At 44.3% G+C, this 22,843-nt stretch carries 26 protein-coding genes and 1 pseudogene; 11 read left to right on the top strand and 16 right to left on the bottom strand.

The features are described 5' to 3' along the window. Nucleotides 1–266 precede the first annotated feature (266 nt). Nucleotides 267–755 (top strand): hypothetical protein, encoded by a 489-nt coding sequence (locus HZC34_04615; GenBank protein MBI5701114.1) that lies wholly within the window; start codon nucleotides 267–269, stop codon nucleotides 753–755. Between the two features lie 10 nt (nucleotides 756–765). Then, nucleotides 766–1,095, top strand: coding sequence for a hypothetical protein (locus HZC34_04610; protein MBI5701113.1), 330 nt, complete (start codon nucleotides 766–768; stop codon nucleotides 1,093–1,095). Here the strand turns inward: HZC34_04610 and HZC34_04605 are convergent. The 4 genes from HZC34_04605 to rnc form a co-directional block, all read right to left on the bottom strand. Further along, the gene (locus HZC34_04605; protein ID MBI5701112.1) at nucleotides 1,092–2,060 is read right to left on the bottom strand and encodes a type II/IV secretion system protein; all 969 of its coding nucleotides are present in this window, start codon (nucleotides 2,058–2,060) and stop codon (nucleotides 1,092–1,094) included. The genes HZC34_04610 and HZC34_04605 overlap by 4 nt on opposite strands. A 55-nt stretch (nucleotides 2,061–2,115) precedes the next feature. Further along, complete coding sequence (locus tag HZC34_04600) at nucleotides 2,116–2,901, bottom strand: carboxypeptidase regulatory-like domain-containing protein (GenBank protein ID MBI5701111.1); 786 nt, start codon at nucleotides 2,899–2,901, stop codon at nucleotides 2,116–2,118. A gap of 79 nt (nucleotides 2,902–2,980) precedes the next feature. Beyond that, a complete protein-coding gene (locus HZC34_04595) occupies nucleotides 2,981–4,264 on the bottom strand; it encodes a dihydroorotase (GenBank protein MBI5701110.1) in 1,284 nt (427 codons plus the stop codon). Then, nucleotides 4,255–4,947, bottom strand: coding sequence for a ribonuclease III (gene rnc / locus HZC34_04590; GenBank protein ID MBI5701109.1), 693 nt, complete (start codon nucleotides 4,945–4,947; stop codon nucleotides 4,255–4,257). The genes HZC34_04595 and rnc overlap by 10 nt, the downstream gene beginning before the upstream one ends. Before the next feature lie 37 nt (nucleotides 4,948–4,984). Here rnc and HZC34_04585 point away from each other — a divergent pair, with 37 nt between their 5' ends. The 4 genes from HZC34_04585 to HZC34_04570 all read left to right on the top strand — a co-directional run bounded on the left by HZC34_04585 (nucleotide 4,985) and on the right by HZC34_04570 (nucleotide 8,182). Then, the gene (locus HZC34_04585; protein MBI5701108.1) at nucleotides 4,985–5,908 is read left to right on the top strand and encodes a hypothetical protein; all 924 of its coding nucleotides are present in this window, start codon (nucleotides 4,985–4,987) and stop codon (nucleotides 5,906–5,908) included. A gap of 266 nt (nucleotides 5,909–6,174) precedes the next feature. After that, nucleotides 6,175–6,579 (top strand): HEPN domain-containing protein, encoded by a 405-nt coding sequence (locus HZC34_04580; GenBank protein ID MBI5701107.1) that lies wholly within the window; start codon nucleotides 6,175–6,177, stop codon nucleotides 6,577–6,579. Then, nucleotides 6,546–6,896 carry a nucleotidyltransferase domain-containing protein gene (locus HZC34_04575; protein ID MBI5701106.1) on the top strand — a complete coding sequence of 117 codons (351 nt, stop codon included), beginning with the start codon at nucleotides 6,546–6,548 and terminating at the stop codon, nucleotides 6,894–6,896. The genes HZC34_04580 and HZC34_04575 overlap by 34 nt, the downstream gene beginning before the upstream one ends. 29 nt (nucleotides 6,897–6,925) lie before the next feature. Next, nucleotides 6,926–8,182 (top strand): 3-isopropylmalate dehydratase large subunit, encoded by a 1,257-nt coding sequence (locus HZC34_04570; protein ID MBI5701105.1) that lies wholly within the window; start codon nucleotides 6,926–6,928, stop codon nucleotides 8,180–8,182. 12 nt (nucleotides 8,183–8,194) lie between these two features. Here the strand turns inward: HZC34_04570 and HZC34_04565 are convergent, their stop codons facing one another. Next, a complete protein-coding gene (locus HZC34_04565; protein ID MBI5701104.1) occupies nucleotides 8,195–9,103 on the bottom strand; it encodes a hypothetical protein in 909 nt (302 codons plus the stop codon). Nucleotides 9,104–9,592: 489 nt separating this feature from the next. Between HZC34_04565 and HZC34_04560 the strand changes: the two genes are divergently transcribed. The 5 genes from HZC34_04560 (at nucleotide 9,593) to miaA (ending at nucleotide 13,665) form a co-directional block, all read left to right on the top strand. Continuing rightward, complete coding sequence (locus HZC34_04560; GenBank protein ID MBI5701103.1) at nucleotides 9,593–10,099, top strand: 3-isopropylmalate dehydratase small subunit; 507 nt, start codon at nucleotides 9,593–9,595, stop codon at nucleotides 10,097–10,099. After that, nucleotides 10,096–10,503: an archease gene (locus tag HZC34_04555; protein ID MBI5701102.1), complete on the top strand. Its 408-nt coding sequence runs from the start codon at nucleotides 10,096–10,098 to the stop codon at nucleotides 10,501–10,503. The genes HZC34_04560 and HZC34_04555 overlap by 4 nt, the downstream gene beginning before the upstream one ends. A 34-nt stretch (nucleotides 10,504–10,537) precedes the next feature. After that, a complete protein-coding gene (locus HZC34_04550; GenBank protein MBI5701101.1) occupies nucleotides 10,538–11,221 on the top strand; it encodes a zinc metallopeptidase in 684 nt (227 codons plus the stop codon). An 87-nt stretch (nucleotides 11,222–11,308) separates the two neighbouring features. Then, nucleotides 11,309–12,673, top strand: coding sequence for an ATP-binding protein (locus HZC34_04545; protein ID MBI5701100.1), 1,365 nt, complete (start codon nucleotides 11,309–11,311; stop codon nucleotides 12,671–12,673). Beyond that, nucleotides 12,673–13,665 (top strand): tRNA (adenosine(37)-N6)-dimethylallyltransferase MiaA, encoded by a 993-nt coding sequence (gene miaA / locus HZC34_04540; GenBank protein MBI5701099.1) that lies wholly within the window; start codon nucleotides 12,673–12,675, stop codon nucleotides 13,663–13,665. Before HZC34_04545 ends, miaA begins: the two co-directional genes overlap by 1 nt. 88 nt (nucleotides 13,666–13,753) lie before the next feature. Here the strand turns inward: miaA and hisD are convergent, their stop codons facing one another. The 11 genes and pseudogenes from hisD to rpsF form a co-directional block, all read right to left on the bottom strand. After that, entirely contained in the window at nucleotides 13,754–15,019 is a 1,266-nt protein-coding gene (hisD, locus tag HZC34_04535; protein MBI5701098.1) for a histidinol dehydrogenase, read from the bottom strand. Continuing rightward, on the bottom strand, nucleotides 15,012–16,082 hold the full coding sequence (locus tag HZC34_04530; GenBank protein ID MBI5701097.1) for an NDP-sugar synthase: 1,071 nt from the start codon (nucleotides 16,080–16,082) through the stop codon (nucleotides 15,012–15,014). Before HZC34_04530 ends, hisD begins: the two co-directional genes overlap by 8 nt. Continuing rightward, nucleotides 16,079–17,116, bottom strand: coding sequence for a bifunctional phosphoglucose/phosphomannose isomerase (locus HZC34_04525; GenBank protein ID MBI5701096.1), 1,038 nt, complete (start codon nucleotides 17,114–17,116; stop codon nucleotides 16,079–16,081). Before HZC34_04525 ends, HZC34_04530 begins: the two co-directional genes overlap by 4 nt. Continuing rightward, entirely contained in the window at nucleotides 17,113–18,285 is a 1,173-nt protein-coding gene (locus tag HZC34_04520) for a S41 family peptidase (protein MBI5701095.1), read from the bottom strand. The genes HZC34_04525 and HZC34_04520 overlap by 4 nt, the downstream gene beginning before the upstream one ends. A 13-nt stretch (nucleotides 18,286–18,298) precedes the next feature. Next, nucleotides 18,299–19,453, bottom strand: a complete 1,155-nt coding sequence (locus tag HZC34_04515; protein ID MBI5701094.1) for a peptidoglycan DD-metalloendopeptidase family protein — start codon at nucleotides 19,451–19,453, stop codon at nucleotides 18,299–18,301. Between the two features lie 30 nt (nucleotides 19,454–19,483). Continuing rightward, nucleotides 19,484–20,752 (bottom strand): excinuclease ABC subunit UvrC, encoded by a 1,269-nt coding sequence (locus HZC34_04510; GenBank protein ID MBI5701093.1) that lies wholly within the window; start codon nucleotides 20,750–20,752, stop codon nucleotides 19,484–19,486. Further along, nucleotides 20,739–21,164, bottom strand: coding sequence for a 50S ribosomal protein L9 (gene rplI / locus HZC34_04505; protein MBI5701092.1), 426 nt, complete (start codon nucleotides 21,162–21,164; stop codon nucleotides 20,739–20,741). The genes HZC34_04510 and rplI overlap by 14 nt, the downstream gene beginning before the upstream one ends. A 10-nt stretch (nucleotides 21,165–21,174) precedes the next feature. Beyond that, on the bottom strand, nucleotides 21,175–21,444 hold the full coding sequence (locus tag HZC34_04500) for a 30S ribosomal protein S18 (protein ID MBI5701091.1): 270 nt from the start codon (nucleotides 21,442–21,444) through the stop codon (nucleotides 21,175–21,177). A 44-nt stretch (nucleotides 21,445–21,488) separates the two neighbouring features. Then, nucleotides 21,489–21,854 (bottom strand): single-stranded DNA-binding protein, encoded by a 366-nt coding sequence (gene ssb / locus HZC34_04495; GenBank protein ID MBI5701090.1) that lies wholly within the window; start codon nucleotides 21,852–21,854, stop codon nucleotides 21,489–21,491. A gap of 25 nt (nucleotides 21,855–21,879) precedes the next feature. Further along, a complete protein-coding gene (ssb, locus tag HZC34_04490) occupies nucleotides 21,880–22,290 on the bottom strand; it encodes a single-stranded DNA-binding protein (GenBank protein ID MBI5701089.1) in 411 nt (136 codons plus the stop codon). Then, nucleotides 22,274–22,639, bottom strand: a pseudogene (gene rpsF / locus HZC34_04485) (30S ribosomal protein S6). The gene ssb (HZC34_04490) and the pseudogene rpsF overlap by 17 nt, the downstream one beginning before the upstream one ends. Nucleotides 22,640–22,843 lie beyond the last annotated feature (204 nt).

The following is a 22,843-nucleotide window of genomic DNA, read 5'->3' as shown; positions in this document are numbered from 1 at the left end:
ATATCTTGAACGATCAGGCCATACAGGCGCCTTAAAGAGAAAGCTTTTTAACGCAAGTTTACTGTCAAAAAGGAAAGATGAAATATAATGACGGCCTCATTTGCTCCTCGCATAATTAATAGATACGAAGTTGCAACAAAAGGCGGGACAAGGGCAACTTTCGAAATAAGGGCCGGGCGCGGATACGACCCAAGAGAACTTGCAAATCTATATAACGTCAGATTAAAAACTCAAAACCCGGGCTTAACTATACTTGGCTCTGTCCAATGGTTACTGTTGATCCCACATTCGGAGGATTCAAAGCGGTTATCGGAGGAAGAGAAAGAAGCCTCGGCCAATTGCATGCTCATACAGTTGGACTTGAAGCTGTTGCCCATCCTGCTGTAAGAAATCTTTTAACATTTACCCCGCCAATGGGCCTTAGAGCATATGTGGAAAAAATGCTTGGGACTAAACTGATTTTCACCCAGGATCCCGCATCTAGAACTGTTAGATTCGTAGCCGAATCGACCGGCAGACGGCTTGTAACCGACGCATTAGGCGTAAGATTTGAATTTGAAGGAGCACGTCTTCTCACGATAGCATCTTATTGGGGTGCAAGAGATGAAAGGCAAAGAAGGGTTGAACCTGCGTATCAATTCCATAGCGAGAACGGAGCAGGCATCCGTTTAGATCTTGTAATGGATAATGGGGATTGGCAAGACCCAGAAAGCCTTGCGTTCCGGACAGTTCTCGAATATCCTCTTAATAAATAGGAGACCATAAATGAGCTTTGAAGTAAATAAGATCGATTCCGCTAGAACCGAACAAGCGCAATTGAAGCGTCCTAAAAAAGATGAAGAACTGCAATGCATATTTTATAAAGGAAAAACTTGTTCTCCCCAAAAAGCCCAATTTAAGATCTGCCTCAAGTGCCATCGATGTGTCGCAATAACCGTTGAAACCGCTATACCCGCGGTATTCAATAGGATAGTAGCCCTCGCATCGCTTCTTATGGCAACATTCGGGGCCGTAGCTTCAGCACAAGCGGGACAAGGAGCGGGAGCTGGGACAGGCGGAGGCGCAGGATCAGGTGGAGGCGGCAGTCCGAACTAATCAATTTCCAACACTCTTAATATTTCATCCCTTGTTGTAAGCCCTTCATCCAATAATTTTTTCGCTTCGTCTTTTAGCGTCCTCATATTTTCTTGCGGTTCAAATCCAGTCATTAATTCAAATATGGCTCTCCTTCCTGACGGCTTTACTCTTACCAATCTTTGGGCGATTGTTCCGATCAAAACATCTCTCACAAGATAATCCTCGATCCCAAGTTCTACAAGCCTTGTTGCCGCGCCTTTGGCATCTTTTGTGTGAAGGGTTGAAAGCACCAGATGCCCTGTAAGCGCGGCTTGAACGGCGATCCTAGCGGTTTCCAGATCCCTTATCTCCCCGATCAAAATAATATCGGGATCCTGCCTAAGCACTGCCCTTAATATCTTAGGGAAGCTCAAACCGGACTTATTGTTGACCTGAACCTGGTTTATCCCCGGCAATTTATATTCGATCGGGTCCTCTACGGCAACAATATTATATTCTTTATTGTTTAATTCGTTTAGCGAAGCATAAAGGGTGGTTGTTTTTCCCGAACCCGTCGGCCCGATTATCAAGATCATCCCGCTCCTTTTTGAGATCATTTTCCTGTAAAGGATGAGGTCTTCATTGCAAAATCCTATATCGTCAAGGCCTATTTGTATAAATCCGCGCTCTAATATTCTTATTACGATCTTTTCTCCGTGGATCGTAGGCAGGGTTGATGCCCTTAAGTCATAATGTTTTTTCTTATGCCGAAAATTGTGCCTTCCGTCCTGGGGGACCCTGCTTTCTGCGACATCCAGGTTGACCATGACTTTGATAGCAGAAATAAGCGGCGACTGCTGGCTTTTTGGCATGGTTTCTTGCTCTTCCAATATTCCGTCGATCCTGAACCTTACCCTTACAAATTCTTCACGGGGTTCGATATGAATATCCGATGCTTTGGCCTCGATAGCATTTGAAACCAATTTGGATATCGTCTCTTTCATAAAATATAATACAGCAATTCGTATGCCTGGGAAGTTGATCGTTTTTCGTCAGAGTTCAGAATCCTGCAGCGGAAACCGTCTTTGCAACCCTTGAGTAAGCGCTGATTATCGGAGTGGGCGACAAATTAAATGAGCTTGAGCTTTGCGCCGAAATGTTTCCAAGGTTTCGTGTTGCCGAAGAAGACAGGTTCCCGTCAGCATCGTAAAAAGAATACATTATTGAAACACCGGCTGCCTCTGTTGTCCCGTTATTTTGCACTTTCCCTGAAATGGTTATGGGATTTCCGCTTATATTTTCATTTTTGACCGAAAAACGGTCATTAAGCGTGATATTTGCCGTGGTTGATTCACCGGTCAAAACAAAAGCTTCGGTTGTTGCTGAAAGGTATAATATGTTTTCCCGGGTCTTAACCTCGAATGTCCCATATGCGACGCCGTTTATGGAATAATCGCCGCTTGTATTTGATGTCGCCGAAAGCGATGATGCAGTAATTATGACGTCCGATATTCGATCGCCCGCTTGGTTTATTATTTTTCCTGTTATTGTCCCTTTTGTTGTGACTACGACAGTCGATTTGCCCGTCACCCCATCAACAGAAGCGGAAATAGAGCCTGACCCTGGCGAGGCCCCCGCGTAAAAAAATCCGGCTGCGTCTATTGTTCCTATCGACCCTTCAACTCCCCACGTGAAGGTCTTTGAAACCGTCGCGTTCGACGCATCAAAAGCATAAGCGTAAAATTGCTGCGTCTTATTTAAGCCGATAGTTTTTGACGAAGAGGAAACCGAGATTGTTTTGACGCCTTGATCTACGCCGCACCCTAAAAGAAAAAATCCCAACATCAAACTTCCAACAACCAAACAAATCCCAAAAATAATATGCCAAAAACCAAATTGGAAGTTGGATGTTGGAAGTTTGGATTTACTGCACAAGTCGACCATCTCTGACCACTATTCTACCAGAGACGATAGTGTGAAGGACTTTGCCTCGGACGAATCTTTTATCGAATGGGGAATTTTTTGATCTCGAGACAAAAGCCTCAATATTAATTTCATATTCCGCGTTTGGGTCGATAATCGTTATGTCTGCATCGGCGCCAACTTTAATTTCACCTTTGTGAATGCCCAATATTATTGATGGGGCTAAAGTTAATTTTTCAATTATTTGATTTACGCTTAATAAAGGCTTTAATTCCGCTAGTGACAGTGAAAGGGCTGTCTCAAACCCGACCGATCCCTTGGCGGCGGAAGCGAATTCGACATTTTTCTTTTCAGCTTTGTGCGGGGCATGATCGGTCGCTATCGCGTCGATCGTCCCGTCTTTTAGTCCCTTTTTTATCGCCTCGACATCGTCTTGCGTCCTTAATGGGGGATTGACTTTGGCAAGTGTGTTGTATCCTTCAACAGCATTTTCTGTAAGCGAAAAGTAATGGGGGCAGGTATCGGCAGTGACCGGAATGCCTTTCTTTTTCGCTTCCCTGATAATATCTACTGACTTTGCGGTTGAAACATGGGTTATATGTATCGGGCCAAATTGGCTTGCCAGGTCGATATCTCTTGCAATGGCAGTCTCTTCAGCAAGAGCGGGGATCCCCTTCAGGCCAAGTATCGTTGAGAGGCCCCCTTCGTTCATCTGCCCTTCCGCGGACAGCTCTAGATCTTCGGAGTGTGAAATGATCGTGGTCCCGAATATTTTCGCGTATTCAAGAGCATGCCTCATTACTTGCGAATTTGAAACCGGCATTCCATCGTCAGAAAATGCTACGGCCCCTTCCTCGATCATCTTTCCCATTTCTGTTAGATGTCTTCCCAAAAGACCTTTTGTGACAGCGCCTACAGGAAGAACGTTTACAACTCCGACCTGTTTTGATTTTGAGGTAATATATTTGATCATGGCGGAATTATCGAGAGGTGGATTTGTATTTGGCATACAGGCGATCGTCGTAAATCCGCCAAGCGCCGCAGATCTTGTTCCCGATTCAATAGATTCGTCTTCCGGATCGCCTGGATCCCTTAAATGGCAATGCATATCAATAAGTCCCGGAGAGACCAATAGCCCTTCAGCATCGATTATGGTCGTATTTGCCGGGCCCTTAAGATTTTTTCCGATTTCTTTTATCTTTCCGTTTTCTATTAGAATATCCGCTTTAATCTCTTTTTGAGATCTTGCATCAAGTATCGTCCCATCTTTTATTATTACATGCATTGGAGAGCCTTCAGGGCTTCTTCGGCGGCTTTTTGTTCGGCTTCTTTCTTGTTCATGCCGCGGCCTTCGCCCATTATCTTCCCTTTGATTTTGACCCCGATCACGAATAATTTCTCATGCCTTGGCCCCAATTCTTTTAGAACCTTATATTGGGGAAGCAGCCATTTTTTCTTTTGGACAAATTCCTGCAGTGCGGATTTGTAGTCCTTGATATACCCCTCCCGGCTTACCTTGTCGATCTCTGCTCTTAGGAAATCAAGCAGAAAATCCCGGACTTTCCCGAGGCCCGCATCCAAATAGATCGCGCCAACAAGGGATTCGAACGCGTTTGCGACATTTGATTTTCTGCGGTCGCCGCCTGTTTTCTTTTCATTCTCAGATAGGAGCAAATATTCTCCAAGTTTAACGGTATTCGCTTCGCGGGCCAAAGTTTCGTCGGAAATGACTGTGGCTCGGATTTTCGTAAGATCGCCTTCCGGCCTTGATGGGAATTTATTGTAAATATATTCGGATATCACAAGTTTGATCACCGCGTCGCCCAAAAATTCCAATCTTTCGTTATCGGGTATTTTTTCTTCGTGTGCAAAAGACGCATGGGTGAGTGATTGGTTCAAAAGCTGTTTATTCAGGAAGGATATTCCAAGTTTTTTCTCAAGTTCTGCTAGCTCTTTATCGCGTTGCATTGATATGATATAATACATTAAATAAGGAGAAATATCAATGGCAATAGTATCGCCAATTACCGAATTCTCGATGCAGATGGAAACCGACTACCCCGCCCCGTCTGAAAAAGAAAAGCTCGACAAGCTGATCGAAAGGGATACAAAACTTATTAAGAGCTTTCCTTTCAGATCGGACATCGGGGAGATCAAATTCCGGCTGGCGGACTCCCTGGTCGGGCGCAACAATCCCGGAGATTATGCAAGGGCTGAAGGGATATATAGCGAGATACTGCAGAATTACGGGTCCGAATATTTGAGGGCCAGGGCCCAGATCGGTCGAGCCGAACTTTTAACTCCCGGGATCAAGCCGGATGCTATAAAAAGCGCCTTGGCCCTTTGCGAAACGGCAAGGAAAAACCTCAAAACCGACCTATCCGATTTTTTTATGGCAAAAACTTACGCGATCGAAGCCGATCTTAGGCTTGTTCGCGACGATAAAAAAGCAAAAGATCACACGATCGCCATGCGCCTTCATGAAAAATTAATAAAAGAAAGAAAGGCACATTGGTATTTCAGAGCCCGCGGAATGCTCGGCAAAGCAGAGCTTGTCCTCTACCACTTCCCGAAAAAACTTACCGAAGCGATAACTTTGTGCGACAGGGCGGAAAGATTATTAAGGGAAAGACCTGGAGATTACGTCGCGCTAAAAACCAAGCTGATCAGAGCCCAATTGCTAAGAAGAAGGGCGAAATTTTCGGATCTTAAGAAAGCTGAAAAAACGTTAACAGAAATCATTAAATTTCCGGGCGCTTATACCGACCTCGCAGCCCGCGCCAAGCTGGAGCTCGCCGAAATAAGCCGCCAGCCGAAAGCTATCGCTTTGTTAAGGGAACTAAACCAGATAGAAGGGCTCGATCCTTACATCGCACAAAAAGTCAAAATGGTTGAAGAAGAATTGAAATTAAAGAAAGAGAAGAAATAGTGCCCAGCTTTAGCTTTCAATCCCGTTATTAGATCGGGACTACTCACCAAAGCCGGGTAATTTTTAATTCGTCCTCCGAAGCTCAAGGAGCGCAGGAGGAACAGGAATAAGCCCTGAACTTAATTATGCGCGCTCTTACGACACCTTCACCAATTGCCATTTTTGTTTCCTCCTATTATTGCGCTTACCCAAATTCTTGTAATCTGGTACAATATATTATCGTTTAGTGATTTTAGAAATTTCATCTGGGAGGGAAGTGTTTTTTTATGAAATATTTAGTTCAAAAATGGCTTGAATACGCAAAGGCAGATTTAGAAGCGGCAGAAGTTCTAGTTTTACATCCAAAATCACATTATTCTTATCAATTAGCTGTTCTTCATTGCCAACAAGCCATCGAGAAAATATTAAAAACAATACTTGTTGATATGGGCAAAGAACCCAAAAGAGTCCACAATTTAATATTTCTTCTTGAGGAAAGCGGGCTGGACCCGCCCATTGAATTCAAAAATTATATCGAACAATTAAATCCGCATTATCAGCCGGCTCGTTATCCGGATATTTCCCATAAAGGCCCTGTATTGCGATACGACAAAAAAACAGCTGATTATCATTTTGCAAAAACAAAAGAGGTGTTTTCATGGATAGAGAAAAAATTAAGCCACAAAGAGTAATAGATGCTTTTTTAAAGCATATTCCTAGTAATATTAGGGTGAATGGCGTATTTTTATTTGGCAGTTTTGCCACAGGTAAAACGCATAAGGATAGCGATATTGATTTTATTGTTATTTCTCCAGATTTTAAGAAAATGCAATTTATGAAGCGCTTGGAACTCTTGTCCCATATTCAAGGAGCTGATCCTGTTACGAGGTCTGTGCCTATGGATATTATAGGATATACTCCGGAAGAATTTAAAAATATTGACAAGAAATCCATAATAATGAAAAAAGCAAAAAAAGAAGGAAAATTTCTTTCTTTAAATCAAAATTAAAAATTTCACTCGGGAGGAAAGTATTTATTATGCCCAAAACTATCGCTGAAAAAATATTGTCGAACCATTCCAAAACTGATTCCCATGCAGGAGATATAGTAATCGCCGATTTGGATTTTATGATCGGGCAAGATGGGACTTCAGGCGTTGCGATCGATTCTTTCAACAAAATGGGGGCAAAAAAAGTTTTTGACCCGTCAAGGATCGCGATAATCATCGACCATAGCTCCCCCTCGCCAAATTCGGGCGTTTCAGCGATCCACCACAAGATCAGAAATTTCATAAAAGACCAAGGCATCAAGCTTTACGACATTGGATGCGGTGTTTGCCATCAGATAACCCCTGAACAGGGGCATGTCGTTCCAGGTGATTTAGTTATAGGCGCCGATTCTCACACTTGCACATATGGCGCGATCAATGTTTTTTCGACAGGCATTGGATCAACGGATCTCGCGGCCGGAATGATATCGGGAAAACTTTGGTTTAAAGTTCCCGACACAATGAAAGTTGTTTACAAAGGCGCATTGCCAAAAGGAATTTATTCAAAAGATCTAATATTAAGCTTAATCGGCCAGATCGGAGCTGATGGCGCGACTTATATGGTGCTCGAAATTTACGGAGAATCAATCGATGCCATGGAAGTTGACGAAAGATTTACTATTTCAAACATGGCTATCGAATGCGGGGCCAAAGCTGGCCTTATGAAGGCTGATAAAAAAGTCATGGAATGGGTTGCCGCTCATCATCCAAAAAGAAAACCAAACCCTGTCGAAGCCGACAAAGATGCGGTCTATGCCAAAGCAGTTGAGATAGATGTTACAAAACTTGTCCCACAGATCGCAAAACCGCATACGGTAGACAATGTTTGCCCGATTACCGAAGTCATTGGAACACCTATCCAGCAAGGGTTCATCGGAACTTGCACAAATGGAAGAATTGAAGATTTCCAAGTTGCGGCAAAGATCTTAAAAGGGAAAAAAGTCCATGCCGATTCCAGGCTTATAATCGCCCCATCATCAAAAGATATTTTGATGGCAATGATCAAAGATGGGACATATCAAACACTGCTTGATTCCGGGGCAGTCGCTGTAACACCTGGATGCGGACCATGTGTTGGTACCCACAATGGCGTGCCATCTGATGGGGAAAATGTTATTTCAACAGCAAACAGGAACTTTAAAGGCAGGATGGGGAACGTCAATTCATTTATTTACCTGGGATCCCCGGCAACAGTGGCAGCTTCGGTCATTGAAGGGAAGATAGCTGATCCGAGAAAGTATCTTTAAGAATAAGAAATATCACGAGGTTATTTCTTTTTCAAAATCATCTTCCATTGTCCTGCGTAAAAGCCAAGTTAATTGCGGCTTCTCAACCTCGAGCAGGGTAAGAATTTGTTCCCTAGCTACGATCGGTTTTGCCAGTAAACCGCCGCGGATATTGCGGATTACGTCGCACCACCTGACTTCTGGCGAACCTTCCTCGGTAAAATATAGATAATACCAGCCGCCGCGCAATAACACTGAAAGAGCAAGTATTGAAGAAGTCTCGCAGCGAAAAAAATCACCATCGCCGATTTGTTCGATGTGGTGTTCGATCTTGTCTGCCGTGAACCATAGGTCAGGTGTCCGCATACGGCGAACAATATAATCAACAATTAAGCGGGGCGCGACCTCGGATGGAAATAAGGGATGCCCTATGGCTTTTCCAATCCCGCGCCCCTTGCAGATGGTTGCGATCTTAACCAATTCGGTAGGCAATAAAAAGGGGCTTGCCAGCTTCCATACATCATCTATCTCCAGAAATCCTAATCTTCTCTGACGAATAGCTTGATGGACAGCGGGCAAATCCCCCGGGTCAACAACATAAGAAAATAACGGCGAAATATGAAATTCATCTAAATTGGCAGCAACTTCGTGAGGTCGGCGTACAATTGTTTTTAATATGGAAACTATCCATTCTTCAGATTTAGATTTGTCGCTGTATTCGATGGGATTAACGGCCAATCCAGCCACCCCGACATCGCGCAATTTATCGGCCAGCCGTTGAAATGGAAAGCTTGGGTTTTCTGCGGTCGATGATAGGTCAATCCTTGTTTGACTTCGAAACTGGCCCAAAAATCTAGCCGCTTCCCTTGCATTCGGAACAGACGCCAAGCGCCCATGGCCAGGGATTTTAATGCGGCTAATATTAATTTCAAAGGATAACATAATTTATATAAGGGCTCCTACCCATGCTTGTCCACTTTCTTGCTTCTGAGACCTCTGAAAAATCAACCCATTTTCCCATGGATTATCTTTTTCTTTTTGGCCCGCATATATATCGACAGCCCCCCCGAAAATTTCACTATGAGGCAAACTATTTTTTATGTCCGTAATCCCTTGGTGTGCAAGGAATACAGAGAGGTCCGCTTTTGACATATTCTCTTGAAGTAGTAAACTATTGATATAGGAGGAATCTAATGCTTAAAACGTCTGCTAAAGAAAAAACATTCTTTGACGATTTCATTCAAGCAGAAACATTTTGAGGAGCTGATTGCGGCTGCAGGGCTGGTCTACGACGCTGTCAAGCGCAGCTCTTCCCTCAACAACAATATCGAAGTGAAAAAGAAAATGGAAATCCTGGACAGGATATTGGAAGAATTGAAGTTTCTTCGCTTATTTACTCAATATTAGTTATATGCTAAAATTATCTCAATTATGGAACTCAAAGGTAGCGCCCGAACTCTAAAAGTTATGGATGATATAAACACCGACTATATCATCTCCGGCCGATATAAATTCAAGATCCAAGACCCTGTTGAACTCGCAAAGCATGTAATGGAAGATATCGACCCCGAATTTTTCTCAAAAGTAAAAAAAGGCGACTTTTTGGTCGCGGGCCGCAACTTCGGATGCGGATCATCCAGGGAACAGGCTCCAATGGCTATTAAATACGCGAATATTGCGGTCGTGCTCGCAAAATCATTCGCAAGGATATTTTATAGGAATTGCTTCAACCTTGGGCTTCCAGCGATCGAATGCGATACCGACAAAATAAGCGAAGGCGACGAGCTGACAATTGATTTCGATAACGGAAAGATCGTGAACAACACCAAGAAGATAGATATCAAGATAGCGCCTCTCCCAAAAACCATGCAAATATTGCTCTCTGAAGGCGGACTGGTAGAGCATTTCAAGAAGCATGGCGGCTTCAAAGTCATATGATCAACAAATTTGAAACTATTAAACATCCAACCGATATCGGGATCATTGCCCACGGCAAGAACATAAAAGAAGTTTTCGAAAATGCCGCATTTGCCATGTTCTCGCTTATGACAGAGCTCCAAGCTGTAAAAACCGCTGAATCATTTACGGTAAAAGTCAAAGGCGACGACCGCGAAGATCTCTTCATCAACTGGCTTAACGAACTCAATTATCTTGAGGACGCAAAACATATGCTATTCCGCGAATTCAATATTACAAGATTAAGCGACAACAGCCTTGAGGCTGTAGTAAACGGCGAACGCATCAACAAATCGCTTCACCTGATGCATAGGGCGATCAAAGAGGCGACTTTTAACGGGCTTGAACTTACACAAAATAAAGCGAGGGTCGTTTTTGATGTTTGAGAAAAGAATCTATTAGAAAAGGAGGGGAAGAATAATGTTTTTTTACTCCGATCCTACTTTTATATTATTAATTCCGGCAATGCTGCTAGCGGTTTACGCGCAATTCAAGGTCAAATCGACTTTCAGCAAATATTCCGAAGTTAAAGCCGCAAGCGGAAATACGGCGGCACAAGTCAGCCGTTCTCTCCTCGATGCTGCAGGGTTAAGATCGATCCCGGTCCAGCAAGTTGAAGGAGAGCTTACGGATCATTACGACCCGAGAGATAAAACGCTCCATTTATCAACTTCCGTTTATAACAGCAATTCGGTCGCGGCGATCGGGGTCGCGGCGCACGAAGTGGGCCATGCTATCCAAGACTCAAAAGCTTATGCGCCATTGGCCTTAAGGAACAATCTGGTCCCTGCCGCGATGCTTGGGTCAAACATGGCCATCCCGCTTTTTTTTATGGGCTTGATATTTAGCTTCCCGATGTTAATGGATATCGGCATCATTGTTTTTTCATTGGCTGTGGCTTTTCAAGTAATTACTCTGCCAGTTGAATTCAACGCATCGTCACGCGCGATCAAATTATTGTCCGATGGAAGCTATTTAACTGTAAACGAGATCCCCATGGCGCGATCGGTCCTAAATGCGGCCGCTTTAACCTACATCGCGGCAACTGCGATGGCAGTATTGAATTTAGTCAGGCTAATAGCACTTCGCAACGAACGTGATTGAGTCTATTAAGACAAAATTCGCAATAACAACCTATTCTCTTGGTAAACATATGTTGCAAACAACCTATTCTTTTGGTAGAATGCTTCTATGTTCAAAAGAAACATAGAAAAAGATCTGCTGCAATGGAAAACCAAGGAAAACAGAAAGCCACTGATCTTAAGAGGCGCGAGGCAAACAGGGAAAACCACTGTAATTAGGCAGTTTTCAAAAGAGTTTAAACATTTGGTGGAATTAAACCTTGAGATCGATGCCATAAATAAGATCTTTTCTGAAGTAAAAAATATTGACGAGATCATCCAAAGCATCGAAAGCTTGGCCAACCAAAGGATAATTCCCGGCGAAACGCTTCTCTTTATAGATGAGATACAAAATTCAATTCCAGCCATAAGATTATTGCGCTATTTTTATGAAAACATTCCCGAATTACACGTAATTGCGGCCGGATCCCTATTAGAAGTCAGGATGAAAAAAGAAGGATGGTCCTTTCCGGTGGGAAGAGTTGAATTCCTATATCTTTATCCGGTATCTTTTGTTGAATTTCTTAATGCTTTAAAAGAAGATATTATTTTGGAAAACATTAATAACTGCAAAATCAACAAGCCATTAGCAGCCCCTATCCATGAAAAGATACTGAAGCTTTTGGCTGATTATATGGTTATCGGCGGGATGCCGGAAGCAGTACAACTCTTCATGTCTAATAAAAGCATTAAGCTGGCCAGGGAATTCCATACGGCATTATCTTTGTCGTTTAAAGAGGATTTTGTGAAATACTCAAAAAGTTCAGAAGTAGAATATTTAAAGCTTGTTTGGGAGAGGGTCCCTTTTGAAATAGGCAATAGGATAAAATACTCAAAACTATCAGGGACAAATACAGCATCAAAAAACATTTCCGAGGCTTTTAATATTTTGCATGAAGCTATGCTTGTGGAAAGGATCCTCCCTACGGTAAACACTTCAGCCCCGCTAACCAGGAAATTAAAATCTGCCCCAAAAGCATTCTTTCTCGATATTGGGCTCTGCGCTCATATGCTCAATTTGTCCAAAGACCAGATTTACAACAAATTAATTAATCCTTTTTTTGAGGGGGCGCTATTTGAAGAATTTGTTGGGCAAGAATTGCTCGCCTTAGATCCCCGAGATAGGCGGCCTTTATTTTTTTGGACGCGGGAAGAGAAAGGGACATCTTCAGAACTAGATTATATCATCCAATTAAACGGACGTTTGTGCCCCATCGAGGTTAAGGCGGGAAGCCACGGTTCATTAAAGTCTCTCCATCAATTCCTGTACCGCAGCGGGCTAAATTTAGGGATAAGGATATACAACGGGCAATTAACGCTTGAGGAGCACAGCCTTTCGCTTTCTAACAGCCATGTAATTCAGTACAAATTATTGTCGATCCCTTTTTATCTTGTTTTCAATATAGAAAATATCATAAATCAGATCTCAAAATAATGCCAAATATAAACCCCATTATCCTCTTAGGCCAAACAGCCGTCGGTAAAACAAAGCTTTCCATCGAACTCGCCAAGAAAATAAATGGAGAGATCATTTCGGCCGATTCCATGCAGGTCTATCGCGGTATGGATATTGGAACAGCAAAGCCCGCGACCGAAGAAAGACAGGGAATTCTTCATCATCTTATAGATATTAGAAATCCGAACGAGGAATGGACGGTTTCCGATTTCGTCGGAGAGGTAAATAAGCTTATACCCCCCCTCTCATTCTCCCCCTTGATAAGGGGGAGATGTCCCGAGCTTGTCGAGGGACAGAGGGGGTATATAATCGTCGGAGGAACGGGGCTTTATCTCTGGTCGTTACTTGAAGGATTTCAATTCCCGATCGTCGAAACGAATAAAGAAGTTAGAGAGGAACTTGAATCCATCCCGACTCCTACGCTCTACTCACAACTATCTGAAATAGATCCTGCCGCCGCCGAAAAAATAAATCGGAATGATAAAAAAAGAATAATAAGAGCTTTGGAAGTATTTGAACTTACTGGGAAACCAATATCGGAATTGCAGAAGAAACACCCCCTCTCTTTCTCCCCCTTGGTAAGGGGGAGATGTCCCGAGCTTGTCGAGGGACAGAGGGGGTCAAGCTACACAATTATAGGATTAAGCCTCCCACGAGAGATATTATACGAACGCATAAATAAGCGCGTCGATAATATGATCGCAAAAGGCCTAATTGACGAAGTTAAAGGCTTATTGGCAAAAGGCTATCCAAAGGATATTAGGTCTTTCCAAGCTTTGGGTTATAAAGAAGTAATTGAATATTTAGACGGTAACTTTACTAAAGAACAAATGATCGAAGAGCTAAAAAAACGAACGCGTAACTTTGCTAGAAGACAAATGACCTGGTTTAAAAGATTCAAGGATGTAAATTGGATTGAATCAAGAGAAAATCCGATAGATGCCATTAAACCCCTCACCCATTTTTTTTAATTTTTGAAATTTTCTCCAATCAACCCCTCTCCCTGTGGGAGAGGGTAAATAGCAACAAGAATTCAAATTAGAAAAATATGGGTGAGGGTTAAGAAAATCTTATCTCTATAGCCCTTTTATGGGCGTCAAAGCCTTCAACTTCGGCCATTTTTGATGAAAATTTCCTTATTTTGTTCAGTGCGCCCTTTGTATATCCAAGAAAACTCTGTCTTTTCACAAAATCGTAAACTCCAAGCGGAGAAGAGAACCTTGCTGTCCCATTGGTCGGCAGCACATGATTCGGGCCTGCTCCGTAATCACCGATCGCGACAGGCGAATATGGCCCGAGAAAAACCGCTCCCGCGTTCGTTATTTTTTCAAATATCTTTTGAGGAGGCGATACCAATATCTCTAAATGCTCGGGGGCGATCCTGTTCGCGATATCTATTGCTTCTTTTAATTTGTGGACCAGGAATATCCTGCCGTTGTCATCAAGGGATCCCTTGATGATATCCTGCCTTTTTAATTTCTTGAACTGGCTTTCGATCTCCTTTAAGACTCTTGGTATCAAGGTCTCGGAATCAGTGACAAGAATTGCCCTGGATTGAGGATCGTGCTCACATTGCGACAATAGGTCGGCGGCGATATACTGCGGCTCCGCGTCGCAATCGGCGATTATTAAAATATCCGACGGCCCGGCCAAAGAATCGATGCCGACATCGTATGAAACAAGCTTTTTTGCGATTGTGACATATATATTCCCGGGACCGACTATTTTATCGACTTTTGCGACCGAACGCGTCCCGTAAGCAAGCGCGGCTATCGCCTGGGCGCCGCCGATCTTATAAACTTCCCTTACGCCTACCTCGGCCGCGGCAACCAATACATGCGGATCGATCGGCGGCGGGGTCGCCATCACGACTCTTGGCACACCGGCAACTTTTGCGGGTATCGCATTCATCAGGACCGACGAAGGGTACTTCGCGCGACCTCCCGGGACGTAGATGCCGGCGGATCCAAGCGGTATATTCCTTATGCCGACAACGGCGTCTTCGTCCTGTTGTTCAAACCATTCGGATCCTTTTTCTTTTTTATGGAACTCGGTTATATTTTTCCCCAATACCTCAAGCGATTCGATAAAGTCCCTGCCGACATTGGAATACGCATCCTTAAATTCCTGGTCAGTTACGCTGAACTCGTTGATTTCAATATTATCGAAAGCTTTTGTATATTCGAAAATAGCCCCGTCGCCCCTGTTTTTTACATTAAGTACGATCTCTGAAACTTTATTTTCTGTTGATCTGTCAAAAGCTTCTTTGCTGATTATCTTTAAGATCTCCGCCTCGATTTCTTTCCCGGATATAACATTAAGCATTGAAAATCGTCCCCTTTGCGACCAAGGAATTATCCGCGAGAACCACTCCCCTGATCGAACAATTGTCCTCGATCCTGCAGTTGTAGCCAACAATCGATTGGGACAGCTTTACGTGTTCGCCAATGCTTGAATTATCCCATATGATCGAGTTTTCAACCGTGGAATTTGCCCCGACTGCTACCTTGGAGCCGACAACCGAATAATCCTTAATAACTGCGCCGTCCATTATTGCCGCTTCCTCGCCTACCAATACGGGACTGATTAATTTTGCGGATTTTGCGACTTTTGCTCCTCGCCCAATAAAGCACGCCCCATCTTCGCGCATGCCAAGCACCCTGACGGCGACCTCTCCCCTAAGTATCGCCTCATGGGCGTGCTTATATTTTGCAATATTACCGATATCAAGCCAAAAGCTCGCGGAAGAATATCCAAAAACCCGCTCGCGGTCCATTAATAATTTGGGGAAAAGGTCATGCTCGAACATGTATCGGGTATTTTTGGGAACATCCTTGAAAACCTTAGGATCGATAACATATGTTCCCGCGTTTATTTCGAACTTTGCGATCCCCTCAAGCCTCTCCCAGTTCGGTTTTTCCAAAAATTCTTTTACGCGGCTATCCTCGCCTGTCAGCACAAGCCCATATGCGGTCGGGTCTTCAACGGGGGTCAATGCGATAGTGGCTTTCGCCTTTTTTTGCCTGTGGAAATCGACCATTTTCGAGATATTCAGGTCGGTCAGCACGTCCCCGTTGAAAACGATCAAAAGATCAGATCCAAAATATTCTTCAGCATTTTTTACGGCTCCGGCCGTGCCCAGAGGGTCGCTTTCTATCGAATAGAAAAGTTTGACCCCGAATTGCGACCCATCGCCCAAAACTTGCTTAATGGCGTCCGGAAGATAATGGAGGTTCAAAATTATTTCAGAAACCCCATGCCGTTTTAGATGTTCTATCTGGTGGATCACAAACGCCCTGTTCGCGACAGGAACGATCGGTTTCGGGGTATTATATGTAAGAGGGCGGAGCCTGGTGCCAAGCCCTCCGGCTATAATTACTGCCTTCACCTGTTCAATTCCTTCTTAAGTTTTTCTATGATATCAACTGGCGTGGGATCCATCCCGCGCGCAAACGCCGTGTAGACGCTTAAGACGTCGCCGTAAAATATCAATGAAAGGATCCTGGCAAGCCTGCTTTTGCCTCGGGACCTGATCTCGTTTATACCGCCGAGATTGCTTCCGATAAGAGACTTGGTAATTTCGATCCGCTTGTTTATCCTGATATGCTCATCTTCATCGCGCAGGACGATCATTGAATAAGGGCTTGATTGTTTCTTGAGGCCGGCATATCCTACGATCTCGTTATGGTTGACCTCCGGAAAAACCGTCATAAAGGCCGATAGCTTGCTATTTTCATTAAGCTGGGTTTTCATCCTCCGGCCGGCAGCCTCTGTCACGCCGGCGCTCGTGAAAATAAGCGGTACCTTGTCTTTTATTTTTTGGGCAAGCTGTTTTATTTCATTTGTCCTATCCGGTCTTTGCATTTCCGGTCTCATATTTTCCAAAACTTTTGCCGCTTCGATGACATCTGTTCCCTGCGAAGGAATGATCTTTAAGCCCTCAAGCGCTTTAAGGAGGGATGTCAATATAATATAGAACGCGGCTCTCGGCTGGAGTTCCTTTTTAATCTCGATCAGCTGGTACTTTTTGTCCTGGGCGATATCCCGAAGCTTGCCGCCTGAAGTGATGCAAAGGATCTGCATCCCCCGCGACTCCGCGTCCTTCATGGCTGAAAGCGTTTCTTCAGTATTGCCGGAATAGCTTATGGCAATGAACAGGGATTTGTCCGTAAAATTCGCAGGAAGGACGTACCTTCGGCATACATAGATAGATATTTTTAAAGATTGTGAAAATAGGTCCGAGATGACATTTCCGGCGATCGCCGACCCTCCCATCCCGCCGATAACAATCCCATCAAACTTTTTTTGCGGTCCGGGGCCATGCTCGATCTTATATGTTTCGATAAGGTCAGCGGGCGCACGCAAGACAACATCAAGCATGCCTGACGCGTCTAACCTTATATTATTGTCCTGATGGCTCATAGTTTGCTTTTTAATACTTCCACTGCCTTGTCAAGCTGGGTATCATGCCCTATTTGGTCAAGCCTCACAGCTTCCGCTTCACTTGTCGGCTCAACAACCGCGATGTCGGGTTGAATGCCTTTTTTTGAAATATCTGTACCGTTCGGCGTCAAATACTTTGCAATCGTCAAAAGCACCGCCGACTCGTCTTCAAGGACGCGCACAGTTTGAACTGACGCCTTCCCGAACGACCTAGTCCCGACAATGGTCGCGATCTTATGGTCTTGCAGCGCGCCGGCCAAAATTTCTGATGCGGATGCTGATGATTCATCTATTAACACAATAGTTGGGAGTTTCCAGATAACCGCCCCCGTTGAATACTTGATATCCTTATTCCCTTCGCGGTCGACAGTTTGGACAATCGCGCCTGACGGGACGAACATGCTCCCTATTTGGATGGCATTATCGAGAAGCCCTCCCCCGTTGCCGCGCAAGTCAATTATTAATCCCCTGGCTCTCTTGTTCTTAGCCTTATCAATTGTGTCTTTGAATTCGGAAGGCGCGCTTTGCTTTTCAAAAGTATTCAATTTGATATATGCGATATTATCCGGCAATAATTTGAATGCTGCGCTCTTGATCTCTATCTTATCCCTGGCAACACTAAAATCTTTTGGCTCTTTAAAGCCGAACCTTTGTATGCTAAGTTTGACTTTTGTGCCCTTTTGTCCTCGGATGAGCGAGACTGCTTGCTCAAGGGCCATATCCTTGGTTGCCTTGTCGTCAATGGCCATAATCTTGTCTTTTGCCTTTAATCCCTCTTTGTCGGCAGGGGTTCCCGGGATGGGGGAAATAACGGTGATCTGGTTGTCTTTTATCCCGATATAGATCCCGATCCCGCTGTACGTCCCTTTGAGCCTGACGCGCATTTCGGAATATCCTTGAGGATCGAGGAATCTGCTGTAAGGATCATCCAGAGAATTCAACAGGCCGCGGATAGATCCGTACACAAGCTTCGAATTATCAAGATTTTTTTCGACATACTGGCTTTTGATCAGACTTAATACCTGCAGGAAGACCTCTAATTTGTTCTCAAGTTCTTCCGCGGCTTTGAGCTTCCCGATAAAAAACCCGACCGAAAAAATAAAACAGACCACAATTACTCCAGCAACAAATCTTTTATTGATCTTCATTTATTAATGCTCCTTATGGCAAATATTTCCTCGGATCCTGCGGTTTGCCTTTTACGCGGATCTCAAAATGCAGGTGCGGGCCGGTCGAATATCCGGTGCTGCCGCAAAGCCCGACCATCTGGCCTTTTTTAACTGCATTCCCGGCTTGTAAGTATATCCGTGACATATGCGCATACAATGTTGAAATATTGCTCCCGTGATCGATGACAACAGCTTTTCCGTACCCGTCCCACCATCCGGCAAAGATGACGACCCCGCCATCCGCCGCCCGAATTATATCACCAAAAGGGGCCGCAATGTCCATGCCAGTATGCATATGCCTTCCGCCGCCAAAGTAAGGGTGCCTTCTATAGCCGAAATTGGAGGTTATCCTTCCGCGCATGGGCCAATCGAGCGCGCCTGTATTGCCAGAAATGGAAAGGTTCTGCTTTTTCCTCTCGGAGATCTTTGCGAGGATTATTTTTTCCATTTCAGCCGAGCTCTTTTCGAGCTCCGCGACCTGCTTTTCGTAGTTTTCGCGCCTGCCTTTGAGCTCGCCATAAGTTTCGTTTATCTCCGTCGCCTCGTGCGCGATCACTTCTTTTTCGGCCGAGATCTCCTCCGCAAGCTGTTTTATTTCATTTGTTTTTTTTGTCAAATGCTCTTTGTCGGTCTTAAGCTCGTTAAAATCCTCCGCAATGCCGGAGATCAACCCGCCGTCCTTTTCGATGATCTTCGTGAAGAAATACGACCTGTTGATGAAATCGGACATGGAGGCCGAAGAAAAAAGGAGTTCGAGATAATTCACGCTGCTGTTCTTGTAAATTTCGCGCAGCCGGTTCTTGAGCTGGGCAGATTTTACAAGCAAATGGTCGTTGGTCGTTTTAAGGTCCACTGCCAGCTTTTGTATCTGTTCCTGGTTCAGCGTGATCTTTGTGTTCGCTTTTTTCAGACTTTTCTCGGCAATGTTCAGCTTCTTTTTTGTGACGACAAGCTTGAAGAGCGCCTGTTCTTCTTTCTTTTTTGTTTCAACAAGCTTCTGCTTGCTCAATTCCAATTTCTTCTGTATTTCCTCGAGCTTTTCCTGTTCGGATAAAGCCACCCCTGGAACGCCGCCTGTTTTTGAAAATGCCGCTGTTGATATCGCTAAAACAAAAATCAGGGACAGTATATAAATGCGGGATTTCATTTTAAAATCTTAACATAATCGGCATGTTCATTACAAGTTTCCATAAAATGCTTTATTCCGCCGATTTCGATGGAAAGCGACAGCGAACCTATGCGCCTCATCCCGAATCCGCTCAAGGAGCAGAAGGGCTTTCGAATCGCACGGAAGTTTTAATGGCGGACGGCTGTCCGGGAAATAAATGACCTCTTCTCTTTTTGCCAATGAAATCAAAGGGACCTTTGTCCGTGCCCTCGCAAGCGCGCTTTTTGCGGCGCCAATTTGCGGGATCCCGCCGTCGATAAGCACGAGATCGGGTATCGGCAGTTTCCCCTTCAGGGTTTTAGCATATCGCCTGTACACCGCTTCATTGATCGATGCAAAATCGTTCTGGTCCGAAACGCTTCGAATAATAAATTTGCGATAATCTGATTTTAATGGTTCCCCGCCTTCAAAAACAACCATCGAAGCGACAACCTGTTTTCCTGAAGTATTTGAAACATCAAATGCCTCGATGCGGTCGGGGCTATGCTTGAGGCCTATTGCCAGCGCGAGTTCGGACGCGGCCCGGTTCCCCCTGTTAACCCTTGCTTTAGGCATCCAGGATTTCCTGACTTTTTTTATCCGCTCCAGACCTGATATCTGATTGCGCAATTTTGTGGCCTGCTCGAACTTATGCATAAGCGCCGCCTGCAGCATTTCCTTCTTAAGCGCGCTAATCGAGGCCGCAAGATTCCCTTTTAATATTTCTATCGCGGCGGCGCAAAGGTTCCGGTATTGCTCGTTCGATATCCCTTTGATGCACGGCGCCCAGCATTTTTTTATGTGATATTGGAGGCACGGCTGCACCCTCATCTTGAGCGGGGATTCTTTGCACGTCCTTAAAAAAAACAGCCTGGCCAATAATTTGATCGTTTCTTTTACGCTCTTTCCCTCGTATGGGCCGAAGTAGAAAGCGCCGTCGTTTTCTTTTTTCCTGACCATCAGTATGCGCGGCCAATCCTCGCCCATCGTGATCTTAATATACGGGTAATTCTTGTCGTCCTTCAAAAGAACGTTGTATTTGGGCTTATACTGCTTGATGAGCTTGTTCTCGAGAAGAAGCGCTTCAAGCTCGGACGCAGCAACGATATAATCCAGCGCCTTGTAGTTCTTGATTATGGCTTCGGTTTTTGGCGACGTTATGGGTCTGCGAAAATAAGAAGAGACCCTGTTCTTTAATGACTTTGCCTTGCCGATATATATCGGCCGGCCATTCTCGTCTTTGAACAGGTAAACTCCCGGAAGATGGGGGAAGTCGGATGCCTTTCTATTTTTTCTCAACTTTTATCTTAAGATGCGCGGTAACTTCGTGATGGAGCTTAACGGACGCGACATATTCGCCTATCATCTTTATATGTTCGTTCAAATTGACATTGCGCCGGTCAAGCTCGACGCCGAACTGGTCCTTTACGGCATTAATGACATCCTGGTTTGTAACCGACCCAAAAAGTTTTCCTTCCTCAGATGCATCAACTTTGATCATGACTTCTGCCGCCATGATCTTGTCGGATATTTCCTGCGCAGCTTTTTTCTGCGCGGCTATCTCTTCGGTTTTCCCTTGCATCTTTTTTTCGAATTTTGATAAATTTACAGTTGTCGCAAGGATTGCGAGTTTTCTCGGAAAAAGAAAATTTCTCGCGAACCCGTCGGCAACGTCCGCGACCCTGTTCTCTTCAATAAGTATGACTTTCATGTTCCCTCCGTTAATCCAGCGTGTAAGGAATAAGCGAAATCTGTCTTGCCCGCTTAATTGTTTTTGCGACCATCCTTTGGTGGAGAGCGCAGCATCCGGTCGTCCTTCGAGCCAATATTTTTGCGCGGTCGGACAAGAACTTCCTAACCGACGGGATATCTTTATAGTCCAAATTCGGTTTTCCTTCGCAGAATATGCAAGGTTTTTTTCTTCTGCGCTTTACAGGCTTTCCAGTCCCGCTGTCATTGGCGCTTCCTCTTGATTTTGCTTTTGATCTCATTCCCATCGAAACACTCTCCTAATTTTATATTTCCTAAATTTCTACTAGAACGGGGCCTCTTCTGATTTATTTTCGGAGCTTCCTTCCCGTTTCTTCGATCCTAGCATTTGCATATTGTCGATCACTACTTCGGCCATCGTCCTATCTTGCCCGTCCCGGCCTTTAAATGACCTAACCTGCAAATTCCCTTCAACGGCGATTGGCATTCCCTTTTTTAAATATTCGCCGCAAATCTCCGCAAGCTTTCTCCAGGCTACAAGCGGTATAAAATCCGCTTCGGACACGCTTCCATCTTTCTTCTTTTGCCTGTTGACGGCCAACGTAAGCTTCGCGACAGGAAGTCCCGCCGGAGTATATCTTACTTCAGCGTCACGGGCTAAATTGCCTACTAAAAATACTTTGTTATACATATTTATGCTGAGCCTTGTCGAAGCATTAAAATGGGAGATCGTCCGGCGGAAGTTCTTCGACTTCTTCTTCGCCAAACGCTTCTTCAACAGCCTGAACGGCAAGTTTTGCCGGTTGTTCGGGCTTGCCTTGGGCTCCCAATATCTTTAACGATGTTGCAACAACTTCAGTCACCCATTTTTTTGTGCCGCCCTGGTCGTCAAAAGATCTTATTTGTATCCGGCCTTCGACCAGAACATTCAAATTCTTTCTAACTAATTGGCTATTTGTTTCCGCAAGCTTGCCAAAACATACGACTTCGATCTGATTATTCGCTTGATTAAATCCGCTGCTAATCGGCATAGCGAACTTGACCATAGGAACCCCTTCAACTGAAAATCTTGTTTCCGGATCGGAAAGAATATCTCCTAGAATAATGATCCTATTGAGGCTGGCCACTTATCCCTTCTTCTGCTGGCTGCAACGCAATTTCTTCGGCTATCACTTTTTCGGCTTCAGGAACAACTGTAATCATGTGCCTGATTATATCTTCTTGAATGCGAAAATCTTCGCCAAGAACGCTAACGAGGCTTCCTCCGCCTTTGAATTTTATCAAAGTATATAGCCCTTCTTTGTCATTTTTATGTTTCTTTAGGCGGAAAGGCAAGCGCCTTTGGCCCAACTTTTCGATTTTAACCAATTCTCCGCCATTATCTGCGATTTTTTTCTCAAATCTTGCTAAAAGCGCATTCACCTTATCGTCGGTCAATATCGCCCTAATTACAATTAATGCCTCATAATCTTTCAATTAAACATCCTCCTTTTTAAGGAGCGTTAAGTATACCATAAATATGATGTAATGGCAATAAGACGAATCAAATCATCTAAAATCTAACCATAAGGCCTTTCGTTAAATCATCAAAAACCTAACCCAAATTCCAATGAAAAGGTCATGGGAAGAACAGGGTTTAAGGCTACGCGATCTGGTTAAACGAGAAAGAGTAAAAATCAT

The organism is Candidatus Saganbacteria bacterium, assembly GCA_016223245.1.
Taxonomy (GTDB): Bacteria; Margulisbacteria; WOR-1; order XYC2-FULL-46-14; family XYC2-FULL-37-10; genus JACRPL01.
The sequence above is the reverse complement of the archived record's forward strand: the minus strand, read 5'-3'. Positions and strand labels throughout refer to the sequence as shown.